This is a genomic window from Streptomyces sp. NPDC059454 (assembly GCF_042749965.1).
In the GTDB taxonomy this organism is placed as follows: Bacteria; Actinomycetota; Actinomycetes; order Streptomycetales; family Streptomycetaceae; genus Streptomyces.
In genome coordinates this window covers 50,736-66,375 of sequence record NZ_JBHYVC010000026.1, presented here as the reverse complement: position 1 = coordinate 66,375, position 15,640 = coordinate 50,736, and the positions used below count along the sequence as shown (strand labels likewise).

9 protein-coding genes are annotated in these 15,640 nt (G+C 71.2%); 7 read left to right on the top strand and 2 right to left on the bottom strand.

What is annotated here, in order from left to right:
• Positions 1-26 precede the first annotated feature (26 nt).
• The 7 genes from ACFXAE_RS19560 to ACFXAE_RS19530 all read left to right on the top strand — a co-directional run bounded on the left by ACFXAE_RS19560 (position 27) and on the right by ACFXAE_RS19530 (position 12,242).
• Entirely contained in the window at positions 27-6,290 is a 6,264-nt protein-coding gene (locus ACFXAE_RS19560) for an RHS repeat-associated core domain-containing protein (RefSeq protein WP_384716146.1), read from the top strand.
• 208 nt (positions 6,291-6,498) lie between these two features.
• A complete protein-coding gene (locus ACFXAE_RS19555) occupies positions 6,499-7,101 on the top strand; it encodes a hypothetical protein (RefSeq protein ID WP_384716060.1) in 603 nt (200 codons plus the stop codon).
• A 497-nt stretch (positions 7,102-7,598) separates the two neighbouring features.
• Positions 7,599-9,443: an ATP-binding protein gene (locus ACFXAE_RS19550; protein WP_384716057.1), complete on the top strand. Its 1,845-nt coding sequence runs from the start codon at positions 7,599-7,601 to the stop codon at positions 9,441-9,443.
• A gap of 169 nt (positions 9,444-9,612) precedes the next feature.
• On the top strand, positions 9,613-10,032 hold the full coding sequence (locus ACFXAE_RS19545) for a roadblock/LC7 domain-containing protein (protein WP_384716054.1): 420 nt from the start codon (positions 9,613-9,615) through the stop codon (positions 10,030-10,032).
• Entirely contained in the window at positions 10,029-10,385 is a 357-nt protein-coding gene (locus ACFXAE_RS19540) for a DUF742 domain-containing protein (RefSeq protein ID WP_030859372.1), read from the top strand. Before ACFXAE_RS19545 ends, ACFXAE_RS19540 begins: the two co-directional genes overlap by 4 nt.
• Positions 10,366-10,983, top strand: a complete 618-nt coding sequence (locus tag ACFXAE_RS19535; protein WP_217128569.1) for an ATP/GTP-binding protein — start codon at positions 10,366-10,368, stop codon at positions 10,981-10,983. The genes ACFXAE_RS19540 and ACFXAE_RS19535 overlap by 20 nt, the downstream gene beginning before the upstream one ends.
• Positions 10,980-12,242: a cytochrome P450 gene (locus ACFXAE_RS19530; RefSeq protein WP_384716050.1), complete on the top strand. Its 1,263-nt coding sequence runs from the start codon at positions 10,980-10,982 to the stop codon at positions 12,240-12,242. The genes ACFXAE_RS19535 and ACFXAE_RS19530 overlap by 4 nt, the downstream gene beginning before the upstream one ends.
• A 176-nt stretch (positions 12,243-12,418) precedes the next feature.
• Here ACFXAE_RS19530 and ACFXAE_RS19525 read toward each other — a convergent pair whose 3' ends face one another.
• Together ACFXAE_RS19525 and ACFXAE_RS19520 are read right to left on the bottom strand one after the other, a co-directional pair.
• The gene (locus ACFXAE_RS19525) at positions 12,419-13,645 is read right to left on the bottom strand and encodes a cytochrome P450 (RefSeq protein ID WP_384716046.1); all 1,227 of its coding nucleotides are present in this window, start codon (positions 13,643-13,645) and stop codon (positions 12,419-12,421) included.
• Between the two features lie 376 nt (positions 13,646-14,021).
• A complete protein-coding gene (locus tag ACFXAE_RS19520) occupies positions 14,022-15,467 on the bottom strand; it encodes an ATP-binding protein (RefSeq protein ID WP_384716043.1) in 1,446 nt (481 codons plus the stop codon).
• Positions 15,468-15,640: the final 173 nt, after the last annotated feature.

The window sequence follows — 15,640 nt, the reverse complement described above, 5'->3', positions numbered from 1 at the left end:
ATACCGAGGATTTCATGGCAAATCATATGTTCGGGCCACGAAGACCCGGACGTTACGTCGCCGGCTGTGTGTCCCTGGCGCTGTCCGTCACCCTCCTCAACGGGGCCGGCTCCGCATTCGCGGCCGAGACCCGGGTGCCCGAGTCCGCGCCGAAGAAGCACGCGACCCAGGCGGCGGACATCCCGTCGGCACGGGTCGCCGCGAGACTTTCGGGCAAACGGGTCGAGGCGCTGTCCGAGCGAACCGAGACCTCGACCACCTGGGTCAACAAAGACGGTTCGCTCACCAGCGAGATCACCGCCGGTCCGGTCCGGTTCAAGGACGAGGACAGCGGCGAATGGCGCCCCGTCGACCTGGACCTGATCACCGACGACTCGGGCGCGGTCGTGCCCAAGGCCCACCCACGCGGTCTGCGGATCTCCGGCAAGTCCGGCACCCGCGCGACCTCGCTCAGGGCGAGCCAGGGCTCCAAGGCTGTCGACCTGGTCACCCTCGGCGACGGCGACAACGGGATCACCCTGCAGTGGAAGGGCGGCCTGCCCGAACCCGAACTTGACGGCACCCGGGCCGAATACACGGAGGCGGTGCCGGGAGCCGACGTCGTCGTCGAGGCGACCCGTACCGGCTTCGAGCAGTTCGTGGAGATCAAGAAGAAGCCGGCCGAGAGCGGCTTCTCCTACACACTCCCGCTCAAGGCCAAGGGCCTGAAGGCCGAACTGCAGCGTGACGGCAGCGTGCTGTTCACCGGCAAGAAGAACAAGAAGACCGCGGTGATGCCCGCCCCGGTGATGTGGGACTCCACCGTGGACCGCGTCTCCGGCGAGCACACCCGCCAGGTCAAGGTCGACATGAAGGTGGTCCGCAAGGGCGGCTCGATCGACCTGGTCATCACCCCGGACGCGAAGTTCCTGGCCGACCCGGACACCAAGTACCCCGTGACGGTGGACCCGTCGACGTCCGCGCTGTCCAACGTGTTCGACACGTACGTACAGCAGGGCGAGACGGTGGACTGGTCCTCCGACGTCGAGCTGGACCTCGGCAACCCCGGCACCAAGAACGCGGACGGAACCTTCCGCACCGCGCGTTCCTTCATCTCGTGGAACACCGCGCCGATCTCCGACGCCCTGATCAACAGCGCGACCCTGTCATTGTGGAACTTCCATTCCGGCAACACCGACTGCAGCACCTACCCGTGGGAGGTGTGGTCCGCGGGAGCCGCGTCGACCTCCTCGCGCTGGACGTCGCAGCCGGCCTGGACGGCGAAGAAGGCCACCTCCACCGAGACCAAGGGCAATCCGGCCTGCACCTCGGCCCCCGACGGCTGGGTGAACGCGAACGTCGCCACCCTGGTGCAGGAGTGGGCCTCCGCCAAGACCACCCGCGGTCATATGGGCCTGCGCGCCACCGACGAGGCGGTCAGCACGCCGTGGAAGCGGTTCAACTCCGGCAACGCCGCGTCGAACCCGCCAAAGCTCACGGTCAACTACAACTACCGTCCGCGCACCGGCACCGACCAGCAGGCCGGCCCGCCGTTCTTCAAGGACACCGGCGGCACCTGGTTCGTCAACACCACGACGCCGACCCTGCAGGACACCTTCGTCGACCCCAACAACGACAAGGTCGACGGAACCTTCCAGATCTTCGACAGCGCCACCGGCACGCAGGTCGGGGACGTCCTGGTCTCGCCCTTCGTGGCCTCGGGGCAGCCGGCCTCGGTGAAGGTGCCCTCAGGTCTGCTGAGCAACGGCAAGACCTACAAGTTCCGCACGTCGCCGTACGACGGACAGCACTACAACGCCGGCTGGTCCGCCTACGCGTCCTTCACGGTCGACACCAGTGCCCCCTCCGCGCCGAGTTCGGTGACCTCCACCGACTACCCGACGAACGCCTGGGTCAAGGGCGTCGGCCAGAACGGCGACTTCACCGTCACCCCGCCGTCCGGTGACCAGAACGGCATCGAGTGGTCGCTGGACGGTGCGGTCTGGGAGAAGGTCCCGACCAGCGGCACCACCCCCGTGAAGATCACCATCGCGCCCGAGAAGGCCGGGACCAACGTCCTTCAGGTCCGGGCCACGGACAAGGCGGAAAACAAGTCCGACCCGGTCTCCTACACCTTCCATGTCGGCCCCGGCGGTGTGACGCTGCCCGACGACGGAACCCGCACCGCGGCCCGTGTGCCGCTGGCCGCGGAGGCCGAGTCCCCGAAGTTCGACGCCGTGACCTTCCAGTGGCGGCGCGGTGACGCCGACGACTGGACGGACATCCCGGCCGGCGACGTGACGTCCGGCGGCGACCCGGTGGCCTCCTGGCCGCTGGCGCTCTCCTCCGGCAAGACCCCGCAGCTCACCTGGAACGCCACCAGGACCGTCGACCCCGACGGCGTCGTTCAGCTCCGTGCGGAACTCACCGGTTCCGGAGGGGCGACCGGCGCGTCCGACCCGGTCGGCGTCGTGGTGGACCGCAACGCCGACGGCTCGGCCGGCGAGAGCATCGGTCCCGGTGAGGTCAACCTGATCACCGGCGACTACACGCTCTCCGGCGGTGACGCATCGTTCTTCGGCATGAGCCTGACCCGCAGCGCCTCCTCTCGTTCCCCCGAGGCCGGAGCCGCCGACGCACAAGCCCCGATCTTCGGCAAGGAATGGCTGTACAGCGCCGCGGCCGACCAGGTCACGACCCCGTTCGCCTACCTGCACAAGACCTCGGCGACCTCGCTGAGTGTCGGCCTCGCCGGTGACGACACGCAGATCCACTTCACCGCCGACGCGGCCGGCACCGGCTGGATCGCCGAGCCGGGCTCCGAGGAGTACATCCTCGACGGAGACTTCGACGGCGACTTCACGCTGAGGACCACCGAGGGCGGTACCAGCAGGTTCGTCCCCGTCGAGGCGGGCGGCGACACCTGGCGGGCGAGTACGTCCTGGATCGAGGGCGTGGAGAACTCCACCACCACTACCGTCTCGGAGACGTTCACGGTCGGCGAGACCAGGACCGCCCGGCCCAAGAAGATCGTCGCCGCCACCTCGGCCGCGGCCAACTCGGCCTGCGCCTCCGACCCGACGGTCAAGGGCTGCCGCGTTCTGGAGTTCGTCTACGCGACCTCCACCACCGCCACGTCCGCGGACTTCGGCGACGTGAAGGACCAGGTGTCGTCGGTCAAGCTGTGGGCGACCGCCCCCGGCGCCTCGGCGTCCACCGCGACCACGGTCGCGCGCTACGTCTACGACGCCGACGGCCGACTTCGCGAGACCTGGGACCCCCGGATCTCCCCGGCGCTGAAGACCGCGTACGGCTACGACTCGGCCGGGCGGGTGACCTCGCTCAAGCCCGCAGGCCAGCTTCCGTGGTCGTTCACCTACGGCCAGGTGGACTCCAGCCCGGCGTCCGGCTCCGGAATGCTGCTCAAGGTCTCCCGGCCCACGCTCGCTCCGGGCAGCGCCGACCAGACCAACGGCACCGCCGCCACCAGCGTGGTCTACGGAGTGCCGCTGACCGGCTCCGCGGCCCCGGAGAACCTGGGTGCCGCCGCCACCGCGTCGTGGGGGCAGTCGGACACGCCGACCGACGCCACGGCGGTCTTCCCCGCCGACCGGATGCCGGCATCGCACGACGGGTCCTCCCTGTCCGCGGGCGACTACGGGCGGGCCGACATCCACTACCTGAACGCCAGTGGCCGCACGGTCAACGAGGCCGAACCGGGCCACCGCCTGTCGGCCACCGAGTACGACCGTTTCGGCAACGTGGTGCGCAGCCTGTCCGCGGCCAACCGCGAACTCGCACTCGGTACCACGGACGCGCTCAAGGACAAGCTGACGGACCTGGGCATCAGGTCCTTGGCGTCCGCCGAGCGTGCCCACCTCCTGTCCTCGGTATCGGTGTACGACGAGGACGGTGTCCGGGAGACCGACACCTACGAGCCGCTGCACCGTGTCACCCTGTCGGCGAAGCTGACCAGCGGCTCCACCACGCTGGCGGCCGCCGGTACCCAGCTGATGGCACGTGCGCACACGGTCCGGGAGTTCGACTCGGGGCGTCCCAGCGACGGCACCGCCGTCGTCCGTGACCAGGTCACCAAGGTCACGGTGGGCGCGCAGCCGCGCTCCTGGCCCACGCTGACGGCGGACCCGCGGGTCACCACGACCGCCTACGACTGGGTCAAGGGCCAGCCGACGGCCACCACCGTCGACCCGAGCGGTCTGGCGATCACCACCACCACCGGATACGACGCCCAGGGCCGGGTGAACCGCAAGTCGCAGCCCGCGTCGTCCGGTTCCGACGCCGGCACGACGATCACCACCTACTACACCGCGGACGGCACCGGCACCTGTGGTGGCAGGCCGGAGTGGGCGGACCAGGTCTGCCGTATCGCCCCGGCCGCGGACGTCACCGGCGGCGGATCCAACCCGGCGCAGCTACCGACGAAGGTCCTCGAGTACGGGCTGTTCGGCCAGGCCACCAAGATCATTGAGACCGCCAACGGCGTCACCCGCACCACCACGACCGGCTACGACCCGGCCGGCCGGGCGACGACCGTGAGCATGTCCGGAGGAGTCGGCACCGCCGTGCCCTCCGGCACCACGGCATTCGACGAGGCCACCGGCCTCCCGGTCAGCCACACCTCGCCGACCGGCGGCACCGTCACCAAGAGCTATGACCAGCTCGGCCGTCAGACGACGTACACCGACGCGGACGGGGGCACCACCACCACCAGGTACGACGCGCTCGACCGACCGACGACCGTCACCGACAACGTGCCGTCGACCACCACCTACACCTACGACACGGCCGTCGACCCGCGCGGTCTGCTCACCTCGGTGACGGACTCCGTGGCCGGCACGTTCACCGCCCGGTACGACGAGGACGGCGAACTCGTCACCCAGGGGCTGCCCGGCGGCTACACCACGAAGGACACCGTCGACCCCGCGGGCACGACCACGAGCCGCACGGTCACCCGCGTCAGCGACGGCTCCGTGGTGATCGCCGACAGCATCACCGAGACGGTGCACGGCCAGCAGGCCACCCACGCCGGAACCCCGGGTGTGACCGCCTCCCAGGCGTACACCTACGACCCGGCCGGCCGGCTGACCCAGGTGCAGGACACCGCCACCGACGCGATCTGCACCACCCGCGCCTACACCTTCGACAAGAACTCCAACCGCAAGACGCTGGCCACGGCCACCGCGGCGGTGAACGCCGACTGCACCACCTCGGGTGCCACCACCACGTCGTACACCTACGACACCGGTGACCGGCAGATCGCCACCGGCTACGTCTACGACGCGTTCGGCCGGACCACCGCCAAGCCGGGCACCACGCTGGAGTACCACGTCAACGACCTGGTGCGGCAGCAGACGGCGGGCACCAAGCGGCAGACGTGGACGCTGGACTCCGTCCTGCGCTTCCGGTCCTGGACCACGGAGTCCAACAGCTCCGGCACCTGGACCCAGACCGGATCCCGGCTCAACCACTACGACTCCGACGGGGACAGCCCCCGCTGGATCGTGGAGAGCACGAGCAGCGGCGCGGTGACCCGCAACGTGCTCGGCCCGAACAGCAGGCTGGCGGCGACCACCACCAAGACCGGCGGTACCGTGCTTCAACTGGCCAACCTGCACGGCGACATCGCCCTGCAGCTGCCACTCGACACCGCAGTCGCCCCGACGGTCCTGGACACCGACGAGTTCGGCAACGCCCGGGCCGGCCAGCAGGCCACCCGGTACAACTGGCTCGGCGCGCACCAGCGCTCGTCGGAGACGGTCACCGGGCTGTCGCTCATGGGCGCCCGCCTGTACGACCCGACCACCGGCCGTTTCCTGTCCGCCGACCCCGTCCAGGGCGGCAGCGCCAACGCATACGATTACGCCAATGCCGATCCGGTCAACCAGTTCGACCTGGACGGGCGTTCGGCGAAGAAGCGTGCGGAGCTCAGGGCATGCTGGAGCCTGGGATACAGCGGATGCGTCTTCGCGTCATACCTGTCGGGCATCCTGTTGTGGAACATCGGCACCAGCAAGTCACGCAACAACGCCGTCCGTCACTTCATCTGGCAGGCAGCGCTGACCTTCTACTTCGGCGCGGCTGCCGCCAAGCGGCTCGGCGACGCCCATGAGTACGGAGACCGCAGCCGCGACTCCCGCAAGGACCAGTACAACAACCGGCAGGCGCGTGCCTTCGTCGGCAGCAGCTGGAACCGCAGGCAGATGGTCTACTACAACAACCGGGGCCGCCTGTTGCAGTACCTGTACAGCGTCGGGAACTGGCTCTACAACCGGGGATACCTGGCGAGGTGATGCCACAGTGGCCATGCGACCCTTGCGTTCCCTGACCGGCTGACCTGGCCGGCGGGTGCCGGAGCACGCCCCTTCGGGAGCGTGCTCCGGCACCCGCGCACCACCTCCGGCGTCCACCGCCTCCCCGGCGCCGTCCGGTCCGAGATCGTCCCGATCTCCCTCGGGACCGGCTGGCCCACCCCCGCACCAGCCCTTCGAACCCGCGCCCATGTCCTTTTGGGAGACCCTCATGCCGCTGCCGCCGCGTTCGCCGATGCGCCCGGCCCGTTCGACCGTACTGCCCACCGCACTGCTGCTGGCCACCGCCCTCACGGCCGTCGGCCTGACCGGCTGCTCCTCCCTGTCCCCGTTCAGCACCTGCGAGGGGACCGAGGCACGGGTGAAGGAACTGAGCGCGCAGCCCGTACTGACTTCCGTCCCTCCCGGCGCGACCGTCCCGAAGGACTTCGCCTCGGTGGACGCGGAATGCCTCGACGACAGTGGTGACGCCTGGCTGTACGCCGAGCGCACCTACGCCTTCCCCGGCTCCCGGCAGGAGGTCGTCGACTTCTACCGCACCACCGCCGAGGCGGGTGGCTGGCACCTGCAGTCCGACCCCATGGACCCGGACGTCGCCGCCACGGAAGCCGGACTGTGCTTCACCAAGGGCGGGGACGGTGATGCCCTGATGCTGACCGTGCAGTTCACGACCGCCCGCCAACTCAAGATCGAGTACGACTACGACGCCGGGCCGGAGTTCGACTCGGGCTCCGGATTCCACATCGAGGTCGGCTCCGAGACGGACGGGTCGAAGACCGGTTGCTGGAACTGAGGTTCCCCGGGAGCCGGGGTGCGGGAGCGGGCCGTGTTCCCGCGGGCCGTCATCACGGAAACTTCACGATCGGCGGCATTCCCCCACTTCGACGCCCCGGCCATCACGGAGTACAGGGCGTGAACGAGGCTCGCTGTGGCTATAGTTGGCTGAAATTCGACAGCTCGTGCGGATGAGGGAGCCGGTGTACCCCAAGCAGTCGAGGCGATGTGACGTCGCGTCAGTGTGCTCCCTGCCTGCATTCCCGCCCTTCGGCCCGGTCCGCCCGGCCTCGTCCCGGATACCACAGCGGGACGTACGGGCGACGGGATCACGACGAACTCGGATTGCTGACGGACCGTGCAACAAGCGGGGCCTTCTCGCACATCCGGGTGATTAGCATGAGCCGTACGTGGTCGGAAGATCGCCTTCCTGTTGGCTGACCTCTTTCCCGGCCCATGGCTGCCGTTGTGCCGCCGCTCCTGATTCCCCTGCTCTCACGACCGAGGGACCGCTCCATGCCAGTGCCTGCTTCGCCCAGCCAGCACCCACCGGTGGGGGCGCCGCGCACCTCGTTCGCCCCACGGTCGGCCGTACTGGTGGCGAGCGCCGCCGCCGGCGGCGCGGCACTCGCCCTGGCACCGTCCGGCGCCTTTCCCTGGGCCCTGATCGTGGTGGTGGCCGGCTGGGTGTGCGTGGCCGTCACCGTCCTCGTCGACCACCGGCTCGTCCACCGGGCCCGCCGCGCGGCCGCCGAGCGGGAGTCGGAGAACAGCCGCCTCAAGGCGGAAGCGGCCCGGCTGTCGGCCGAGATGTCGCACCTGGCCGGTGTGACACTGCCCGCCGTGGCCCAGCGGCTGCGGGAGGGCGCGAGCGCGGCCGACGTGCTGGGCAGCGTGCCGCCGCCGTCCGACCCGCAACTGCGGCGGATCACGCACGCCTTCGCCGCCACCGTCGAGGAGGACGTGCGGCGGGCGGTCGCCCTGGACGGCGAACACCGCAGGATGCGGGGCGAAGTGGAGCAGGCGGCGGCCGAGTACGAGCGCTTCGTGGGGGAGACGCTGCCCGCCGCGGTCGCCCGGCTGCGCGAGGGCCGGTCCGCCGACACCGTGCTCGCCGAAGCCGACCTGCCCCGGCTGCCGGCGTTGCGCACTCCGGCCGAATCGTTCATCCGCGAACTCGCCCACAGCGAGCGGCGCGCCGCCGCGGCACAGGCCGCCTCCGCCAAGGCGCTCAGCCGTGTCCAGGCCAAGGCCGTGCGGATGCTCGCCGACCTGCGGGAGATGCAGGAGCGGCACGGCGAGGAGGTCTTCGGCGACCTGCTGAAGCTGGACCACAGCACCTCCCAGCTCGGCCTGATGACCGACCGGCTGGCGCTGCTCATGGGCGGCAGGTCCAGCCGCGCCTGGAACAAGCCGATCGTGATGGAGAGCATCCTGCGCGGTGCCGTCGGCCGCATCGCCGCCTACCAGCGGGTGCGCCTGCACTGCTCCACCCGCGCCGCGGTCTCCGGCTTCGCCGCCGAGGGCGTGATGCACCTGCTCGCCGAACTGATGGACAACGCCGCGAACTTCTCCCCGCCCATCGACGAGGTGCACGTCTACGTCGAGGACCGCAGCGCCGGCATCGTCGTCACCATCGAGGACAGCGGCCTGAAGATGGCCGACGCGGCGATGCGCCGCGCCGAGGAGGCCGTGACCGGCCGCGTCACCGACCTCGCCTCGCTGCAGGGCACCCGGCTCGGCCTGGCCGTGGTGGGACGGCTCGCGGCGAAGTACGGCATCAGCGTCAACTACCGCCCCTCCTCCCGCGGCGGCACCGGCGTCGTCGTCCTGCTGCCCCTGGACCTGCTCGCCCAGCAGCGCGACGCGGTCCCGCACGAGACGGCCCCCCGGCCCGACGCGATGCCCGCCGCCCTGGCGCCCGCCCCGCTGCCCGACGCCCCCGTCCGTCCCGCGGCCGCGGCACTGCCCCCGGCCGCCGAGCACTCCGCCGCCCCGGACCCGCTGCCCAACGCCACCGTCCGGCCCGCGGCCGCCGCACTGCCCCCGGCCGCCACCGGGCGCCCCGCCGCACGGCCCGAGCTGCCCGAACTGCCCGAACAGGGACGGCACCGGCGGCCCGACGGCACCACGCCGAACGGTCTGCCGGTCCGCGCCCCTGGCCGCACCATGGCCGAGGCGGAGCGCGAACGCGAACAGCGCCAGTCGGCGTCCGCCCAGGCCGGTGACACGGCGTCGACGCGGCGCCCGGCACGCGACGCGGGCTCGCGGTTCGGCGCCTTCCACCGCGCACGGCAGTCCGCGGACGGCACCGCCGGACCGGCCGCCCGGCCCGGATCCGAGCCGCCCGCGGCTCCGTAGCCCCGCCCTTCCCCGTACGGCGTCGGCCCCGCCCCTTCCCGTACGGCGTCAGCCCATCCCTTTCCCGTACGGCGCCCGGGGCGACGGCGCCCCTTCCCGCTCGAGCTCGTGAGATAGGAGGAACGGGCCGGTGACCGGTCAGCCGGACACCACCGTCCCATCACCCATCATGCAGACCACCGACAACAGCCTCACCTGGCTCCTGCAGGGCCTCTTGGAACAGACCCCCGGCGCACGTCACGCCCTGGTGCTGTCCCGGGACGGCCTGAAACTCTGCTGGAGCGAGCACCTGACGCTCGACCGGGCCGACCAGCTGTCGGCGATCTGCTCCGGCATCCAGGCCCTCGCCCAGGGGGCCTCCATGGAGTTCGGCGACGGCACCGGCGGTGTCCGGCAGTCGATGACCGAGTTCCACGGCGGCCTGCTGTTCATCGTGGAGGCCGGCGAGGGGGCGCACCTCGCCGTCGTCGCCCGGGAGGACGCCGATCCCGGAGTGATCGGCCACCAGATGACGGAGCTGGTCGAGCAGCTCGGCGAGCACCTGCGGGCCGAGCCGCGGGACCAGCCCAGGGGGAGCGGCACGTCGTGACGCGCAAACCCGTCGACACGGGTGATCCGGACCGGCTCTACACCGTCACCGGTGGACGCAGCCGCGCCGACGAGTCCTTCGACCTGGTCACCCTCATCGTCAGCGAGAGCGGGCCGGTGCCGGGGATGCAGTCGGAGCACGCCCGGATCCTGGAGCTGTGCCGGCACCCCGTCGCCGTCGTCGAGATCGCCGCGGAGCTCGGACTGCCGGTCATGGTGGTGCGGATCCTGCTCGGCGACCTGCTGGACACGGGCCGCATCACCGCCCGCCATCCGCGCGCGGCGCCGTCCGTCGCCTCCCTGCCTGATTCCGCCCTACTCCAAGAGGTGCTCCATGGGCTCCGCAACCTCTGAGCTGCCCTCCCACCGCACACCGCTGAACGACACCGCGGAGACCGGTCTGAAGATCGTCGTCGTGGGCGGGTTCGGCGTCGGCAAGACGACCCTGGTCCGCTCCGTGAGCGAGATCCGGCCGCTCAACACCGAGGAGGTGATGACCCAGGCCGGCGTGGGCGTCGACGAGACCGGCGCGGTGACGTCGAAGACCACCACGACGGTCGCGTTCGACTTCGGGCGGATCAGCCTCAACGACCGCATGGTGCTGTACCTGTTCGGAGCGCCCGGCCAGGAGCGCTTCTGGTTCCTGTGGGACAGGCTGTTCTCGGGAACACTGGGCGCCGTGGTCCTCGTGGACACGCGCCGGATGGACGACTCCTGGTACGCGATCGACCGGCTGGAGCACCACCGCACGCCCTTCGTGGTCGCCGTGAACCGGTTCGACGACGACACCGACCGGTACTCCCTGGACGAGATCCGCCAGGCGCTCGCCCTGCCCGCCCACGTGCCGATGGTGGACTGCGACGCACGGGTCCGGCACTCCGGCAAGGACGTGCTGATCACCCTCGTGAACCACCTCCACGCCATGGCCATCGCCGAGGAGGCGACACTGTGACCGACCCAGGCGGCCCCTTCGCGAACCAGGCGCCCCCGGGATGCCCCGCCCACTCCGGCGCGGTGAGTCTGACGGGGCTCGAGTACCAGCAGACGCCGTCGCAGCTCTACCGTGCGCTGCGCCGGGAGCACGGCCCCGTCGCGCCCGTGGTGCTCGACGGCGGCATCCCGGCCTGGCTGGTGCTGGGCTACTCCGAGGTCACGTACGTGACCAGCCACGACGAGCTGTTCGCACGGGACTCGCGGCGCTGGAACCAGTGGGAGAACATCCCGCAGGACTGGCCGCTGCTGCCCTTCGTCGGGTACCAGCCGTCGGTGCTGTTCACCGAGGGCGAGGAGCACCGGCGGCGGGCCGGGGTGATCACCGAGGCGCTGGAGGGGGTCGACCAGTTCGAGCTGTCCCACGACTGCCTGCTGATCGCCGACGACCTCATCGGCCGGTTCGCCGGCAGCGGCCAGGCGGAGCTGATGGCCGACTACGCGCACGCCCTGCCGATGCGCACCGTGGTGCAGCTGTGCGGGATGCCGACCTCGGGCGAGGACACCCACCGGCTCGTCGAGGACCTGCGGATCTCCCTGGACGCGGGGGAGGGCGACGACCCGGTCGCGGCGTACGGGCGCGTGGGCGAGCGGCTGCGGCAACTGGTGAAGGACAAGCGGGCCGCCCCCGGCCCGGACATCACCTCGCGCATGCTGACGCACCCGGCCGGTCTGACGGACGAGGAGGTCGTCCAGGACCTGATCTCCGTGATCGCGGCGGCGCAGCAGCCGACGGCGAACTGGATCTGCAACACGCTGCGGCTGCTGCTGACGGACGAGCGGTTCGCCGTGAACGTGTCGGGCGGCCGGCTCAGCGTGGGCGAGGCGCTCAACGAGGTGCTGTGGCTGGACACGCCGACGCAGAACTTCATCGGGCGGTGGGCGGTACGGGACGTCCAGCTGGGCGGCCGGCAGATCCGGGCCGGCGACTGCCTGGTGCTGGGGCTGGCCGCGGCCAACACCGACCCGCAGATCTGGCCCGAGGGACACGTGGGCGCGGAGAACGCCGCGCACCTGTCGTTCAGCAACGGCGAGCACCGCTGCCCGTACCCGGCCCCGCTGCTGGCGGACGTGATGGCCCGGACGGCGGTCGAGACGCTGCTGGAACGGCTGCCCGACCTGGTGCTGTCGGTGGACCCGCGGGAACTGACCTGGCGCCCGTCGATCTGGATGCGGGGGCTGTCGTCGCTTCCGGTGCGGTTCACGCCGGTGGTGCAGTAGCGCGGGTGTCCGGGCCCCTCGGCGGGGCCCGGACCACGGCGCGGACCGGGGCGGGCCGGCAGGGGCCGGCCGGCCCGGGGGAGACCGGCCCGGGCGGGCCCGCCCGGGCCGGCACGGAGCGACCCGCGTGGATCGCGCCCGTGCGGAGCGCTCGTAGGGGTCAGCCCTTCACAGGGTCAGCCCTTCACGGGGGTGAACCGCACCGGCAGGCTCTGCGGTCCCCGGGTGAACACGCCCTGCTCGGCCGGCTCGAACCCGTCGGCGAGACGTACGTCGGGCATGGCGTCGAGGAGCTGGCCGACGCCGATCTCCACCTCGGCCTTGGCCAGCAGCGCGCCGACGCAGAAGTGCCGGCCGAGCGCGAACGCGAGGTGGTCGGCGGCGGCGGAGAAGGCGGTCGTGGTGGTGAGGTCGTCGCGGAGGACGTCGAAGCGGTCGGGATCGCGGTAGCGGCTCTCGTCGCGGTTGGCGGCGCCTATCAGACAGGTGACGGTGGCGCCCGCGGGCACGGTGCCGCCGCTGAGCTCCACCTCCGTCGCCGACTGCCGCATGATCATGTGGACGGGCGGGGTGAACCGCAGGGTCTCGGCGAAGGCGCGCGGGATCAGCGAGCGGTCCGCGCGGACGGCGGCGAGCTGGTCGGGGTGGCGCAGCAGGTTCGCGAAGATGCCGGCGATGGCCTTGTCGGTGGTCTCGCCGCCCGCGGCGAGCAGCAGGCTGCAGAACGCCTTGACGTCCTCGTCGCTCATCCGCACCCCGTCGACCTCGGCGGCGCACAGCACGGACAGCAGGTCGTCGCCCGGCCTCTCGCGGCGCTCCCGGATGATCGGCAGCATGTACTCGGCGAACTCCACCCGGGTCCGCTCACCCGCCGCCGTCACCTCGGCGTCGCCCGACAGGTTCCCGAGGAAGGCGATGACGGCCGTGTACCAGCGGTGGAAGCGGGGGTGGTCGGCCTTGTCCAGGCCCAGCATGTCGGCGATGACGTTGACCGGGAAGCGGGTGGCGTAGTCGGCGACCAGGTCGGCGGACCCGGTGTGCCGGAAGCCGTCGATCAGTTCGCGCGAGTTGCGTTCGATGACCGGCAGGAACTTCTGCTCCAGGTCGCTGCCGCGGAAGGCGGGCGCGACCAGGGCCCGGCGCACGGCGTGCTCCCGCCCGCTGAGCTGCAGGATCGTCTTGCCGTGCACGGGCTCGAGCTGCCAGGCGTAGTTGTCGGTGGTGAACTCGCCGGCCTTGTCCTTGAAGACGCGCTCGACGTCCTCGTAGCGCGAGACGATGTAGCTCTTCGTGGCCTCGTGCCAGATGAGGGGTGCGGTCTCCCGCATCACCCGGTAGGCGGGATAGGGGTCGGCCGCGAACTCGGGCGAGAGGATGTCGGGCACCTGCTGGGCGGTGGACATGGAGCTCCCTGCGATCGTCACTTCGTGTACCGCACAAGATTATTGATCAACTATCAGTTGCGACAGAGCGCCCGGTGACCGGTTGCGCCGGAAGCGGGCATCGGCCGAAAATCGCCCCTCGGCGGTGCTGTTCGTTCTCGGGGCCGATGAACAACGGCTCGCCGTCCCGGCCCGGACAGCCCGCTCGGCCAGGTGACGCACGATCGGCCCGACGGAGGGACCGAAGGGACCGGGCCCTCCCCGCCACTGCCGGTCGCCGACCCGGTGCTCCTGGAGGCGGAGCGCCGACACCTGTCATGCCGCGATGTGCCGGTCGTTCCGGAGGAGGAACGACCGGCTCCACCCAGCCGCGTGACCGGAGCGGCAGGAGGGAAGGTCACGCGGCGGAAGCCCAGGCCTCCATCAGCTGTTCGGGCCCGTACGTCGCCGTCGGACCGTCCACCGTGAACCCGGAGCGGGACACCGCGACCAGAGGAGTGTCCTCGTCGGCACCGGGTACGGCGAGGGCGTCCCGGGCCAGCGAGGCCAGGGCGCGGCGGTCGAAGGAGCCGTGCTCGTGCCACTTGACCGAGCCGACGAAACCGATCTCGCGCGCCGGTGACCGGTCCGCCCCGACGAGGTCGACCTCGGGGTTGTTCGTACGAGGCCACCAGCCGCCCACTTCCCGCACCCGCGGCCACGTGTCGTCGGGCAGGAGCCGGGCCAGGGACTCCCGCACGACGGGTTCGATCGCCCGCCCGCGCCACGAGGTCCAACCGCGCTCGACCGACTCGACCACGAGCCGGCCGCGCCCGCGCTCGATCTCCTGGATCCCCCGTTCCAGGAAGGCGAGCCAGAAACGCAGGTAGGGGTCGGCGACGCGGTAGCGGCGGTCGCGGTCACCGGGGCGGAGGGAGAGCGGGGTGTCGACGGCGATCAGCCGCTTGTCCGTGAGGGTGTGCAGGGCAGGGTTGAGCGAGCCGGGAGGGAGAGGGCGGTCGGCCGCCCCGGCCTTCGCGGCGATCGTCCCGAAGGTCCGCTCACCGCTGCCGATCACGGAGAGCACGTGCCTCGCCTGGAGGGCGGTCGGGAACTCGGCGGCCAGGGCCCGCTCGGCGGAGACGAGGAGGGGGGAGGTGGGATCGTCGAGGGCGCGGGAGAGGAAGTCGGTGCGGCTCTCGCCTTCCCGCCACTCCTGGCAGATGAGGGGCAGCCCGCCGGTGATCAGGTGCGCGTCGAAGGCGTCGGCGGCCCGGAGCCCGGTCATGGCCATGACCTCGAAGGGGGAGAGGGGCGCGAGGACCATCTCGACCCCTCGCTGGTGGAAGGGGCGGCCGTAGGCGGAGAGCTGCTCCATCATGGCGAGATCGCTGCCGATGAGGATGAGCAGCACGGGCTTGCGGCTCAGCACCCGGTCCCACACGGTCTGCAGGGTGCCTTCCAGGACCGGGTCGCCTTCGAGCATCCACGGCAGTTCGTCGAGCACGACGATGCTGGGGGAGTCGTCCGGGAGTACGGCTGCGAGCTGACGCAGGGCGGTGTCCCATGCGGCGACGGTGGTGACGCCGGCGAGGAGGGCGGTGTCGGGCAGCGAGGAGTGGCGGACCTCGCTGAGGAAGCGGGCCCGTTCCCGTTGGGCGTCCTCGCCCCGGGTGGCCTGGTGTACGACGTGGGGCACCTGGGCGCGCTCACAGAAGAGGTCGACGAGCCGGGACTTCCCGACCCGGCGCCGGCCACGGAGGAGCAGGGCACGGCCGCGCTGGTCGCCCCGGCCGTCGCGTACCCAGTCGAGGTGGCGGTCGAGGGTGGCCAGCTCGGATGTGCGGCCTACGAAGCCTGGCATGGGTTACCTTTCGGTCCTGCTCATATCGAGCATACTCAAGTCAACCATAGTATGGAGAAACAGAGTATCTTTTCGATCGCCCAGGGTGACGGGTGCGATGTGCCCTGCGGACGCCCCGTCCGGTACGACGCGCCCACGGCAGGGAGCTGTACGCGGCCGGGCGTGGGGTGTGG

Excerpts from the sequence above, each read along its gene's own strand:
- ACFXAE_RS19555 (WP_384716060.1), top strand. The coding sequence starts at position 6,499 with ATGTCCTTTTGGGAGACCCTCATGCCGCTGCCGCCGCGTTCGCCGATG.
- ACFXAE_RS19545 (WP_384716054.1), top strand. The coding sequence starts at position 9,613 with ATGCAGACCACCGACAACAGCCTCACCTGGCTCCTGCAGGGCCTCTTG.
- ACFXAE_RS19535 (WP_217128569.1), top strand. The coding sequence starts at position 10,366 with ATGGGCTCCGCAACCTCTGAGCTGCCCTCCCACCGCACACCGCTGAAC.
- ACFXAE_RS19525 (WP_384716046.1), bottom strand. The coding sequence starts at position 13,645 with ATGTCCACCGCCCAGCAGGTGCCCGACATCCTCTCGCCCGAGTTCGCG.
- ACFXAE_RS19520 (WP_384716043.1), bottom strand. The coding sequence starts at position 15,467 with ATGCCAGGCTTCGTAGGCCGCACATCCGAGCTGGCCACCCTCGACCGC.
- ACFXAE_RS19550 (WP_384716057.1), top strand. The coding sequence starts at position 7,599 with ATGCCAGTGCCTGCTTCGCCCAGCCAGCACCCACCGGTGGGGGCGCCG.
- ACFXAE_RS19560 (WP_384716146.1), top strand. The coding sequence starts at position 27 with ATGTTCGGGCCACGAAGACCCGGACGTTACGTCGCCGGCTGTGTGTCC.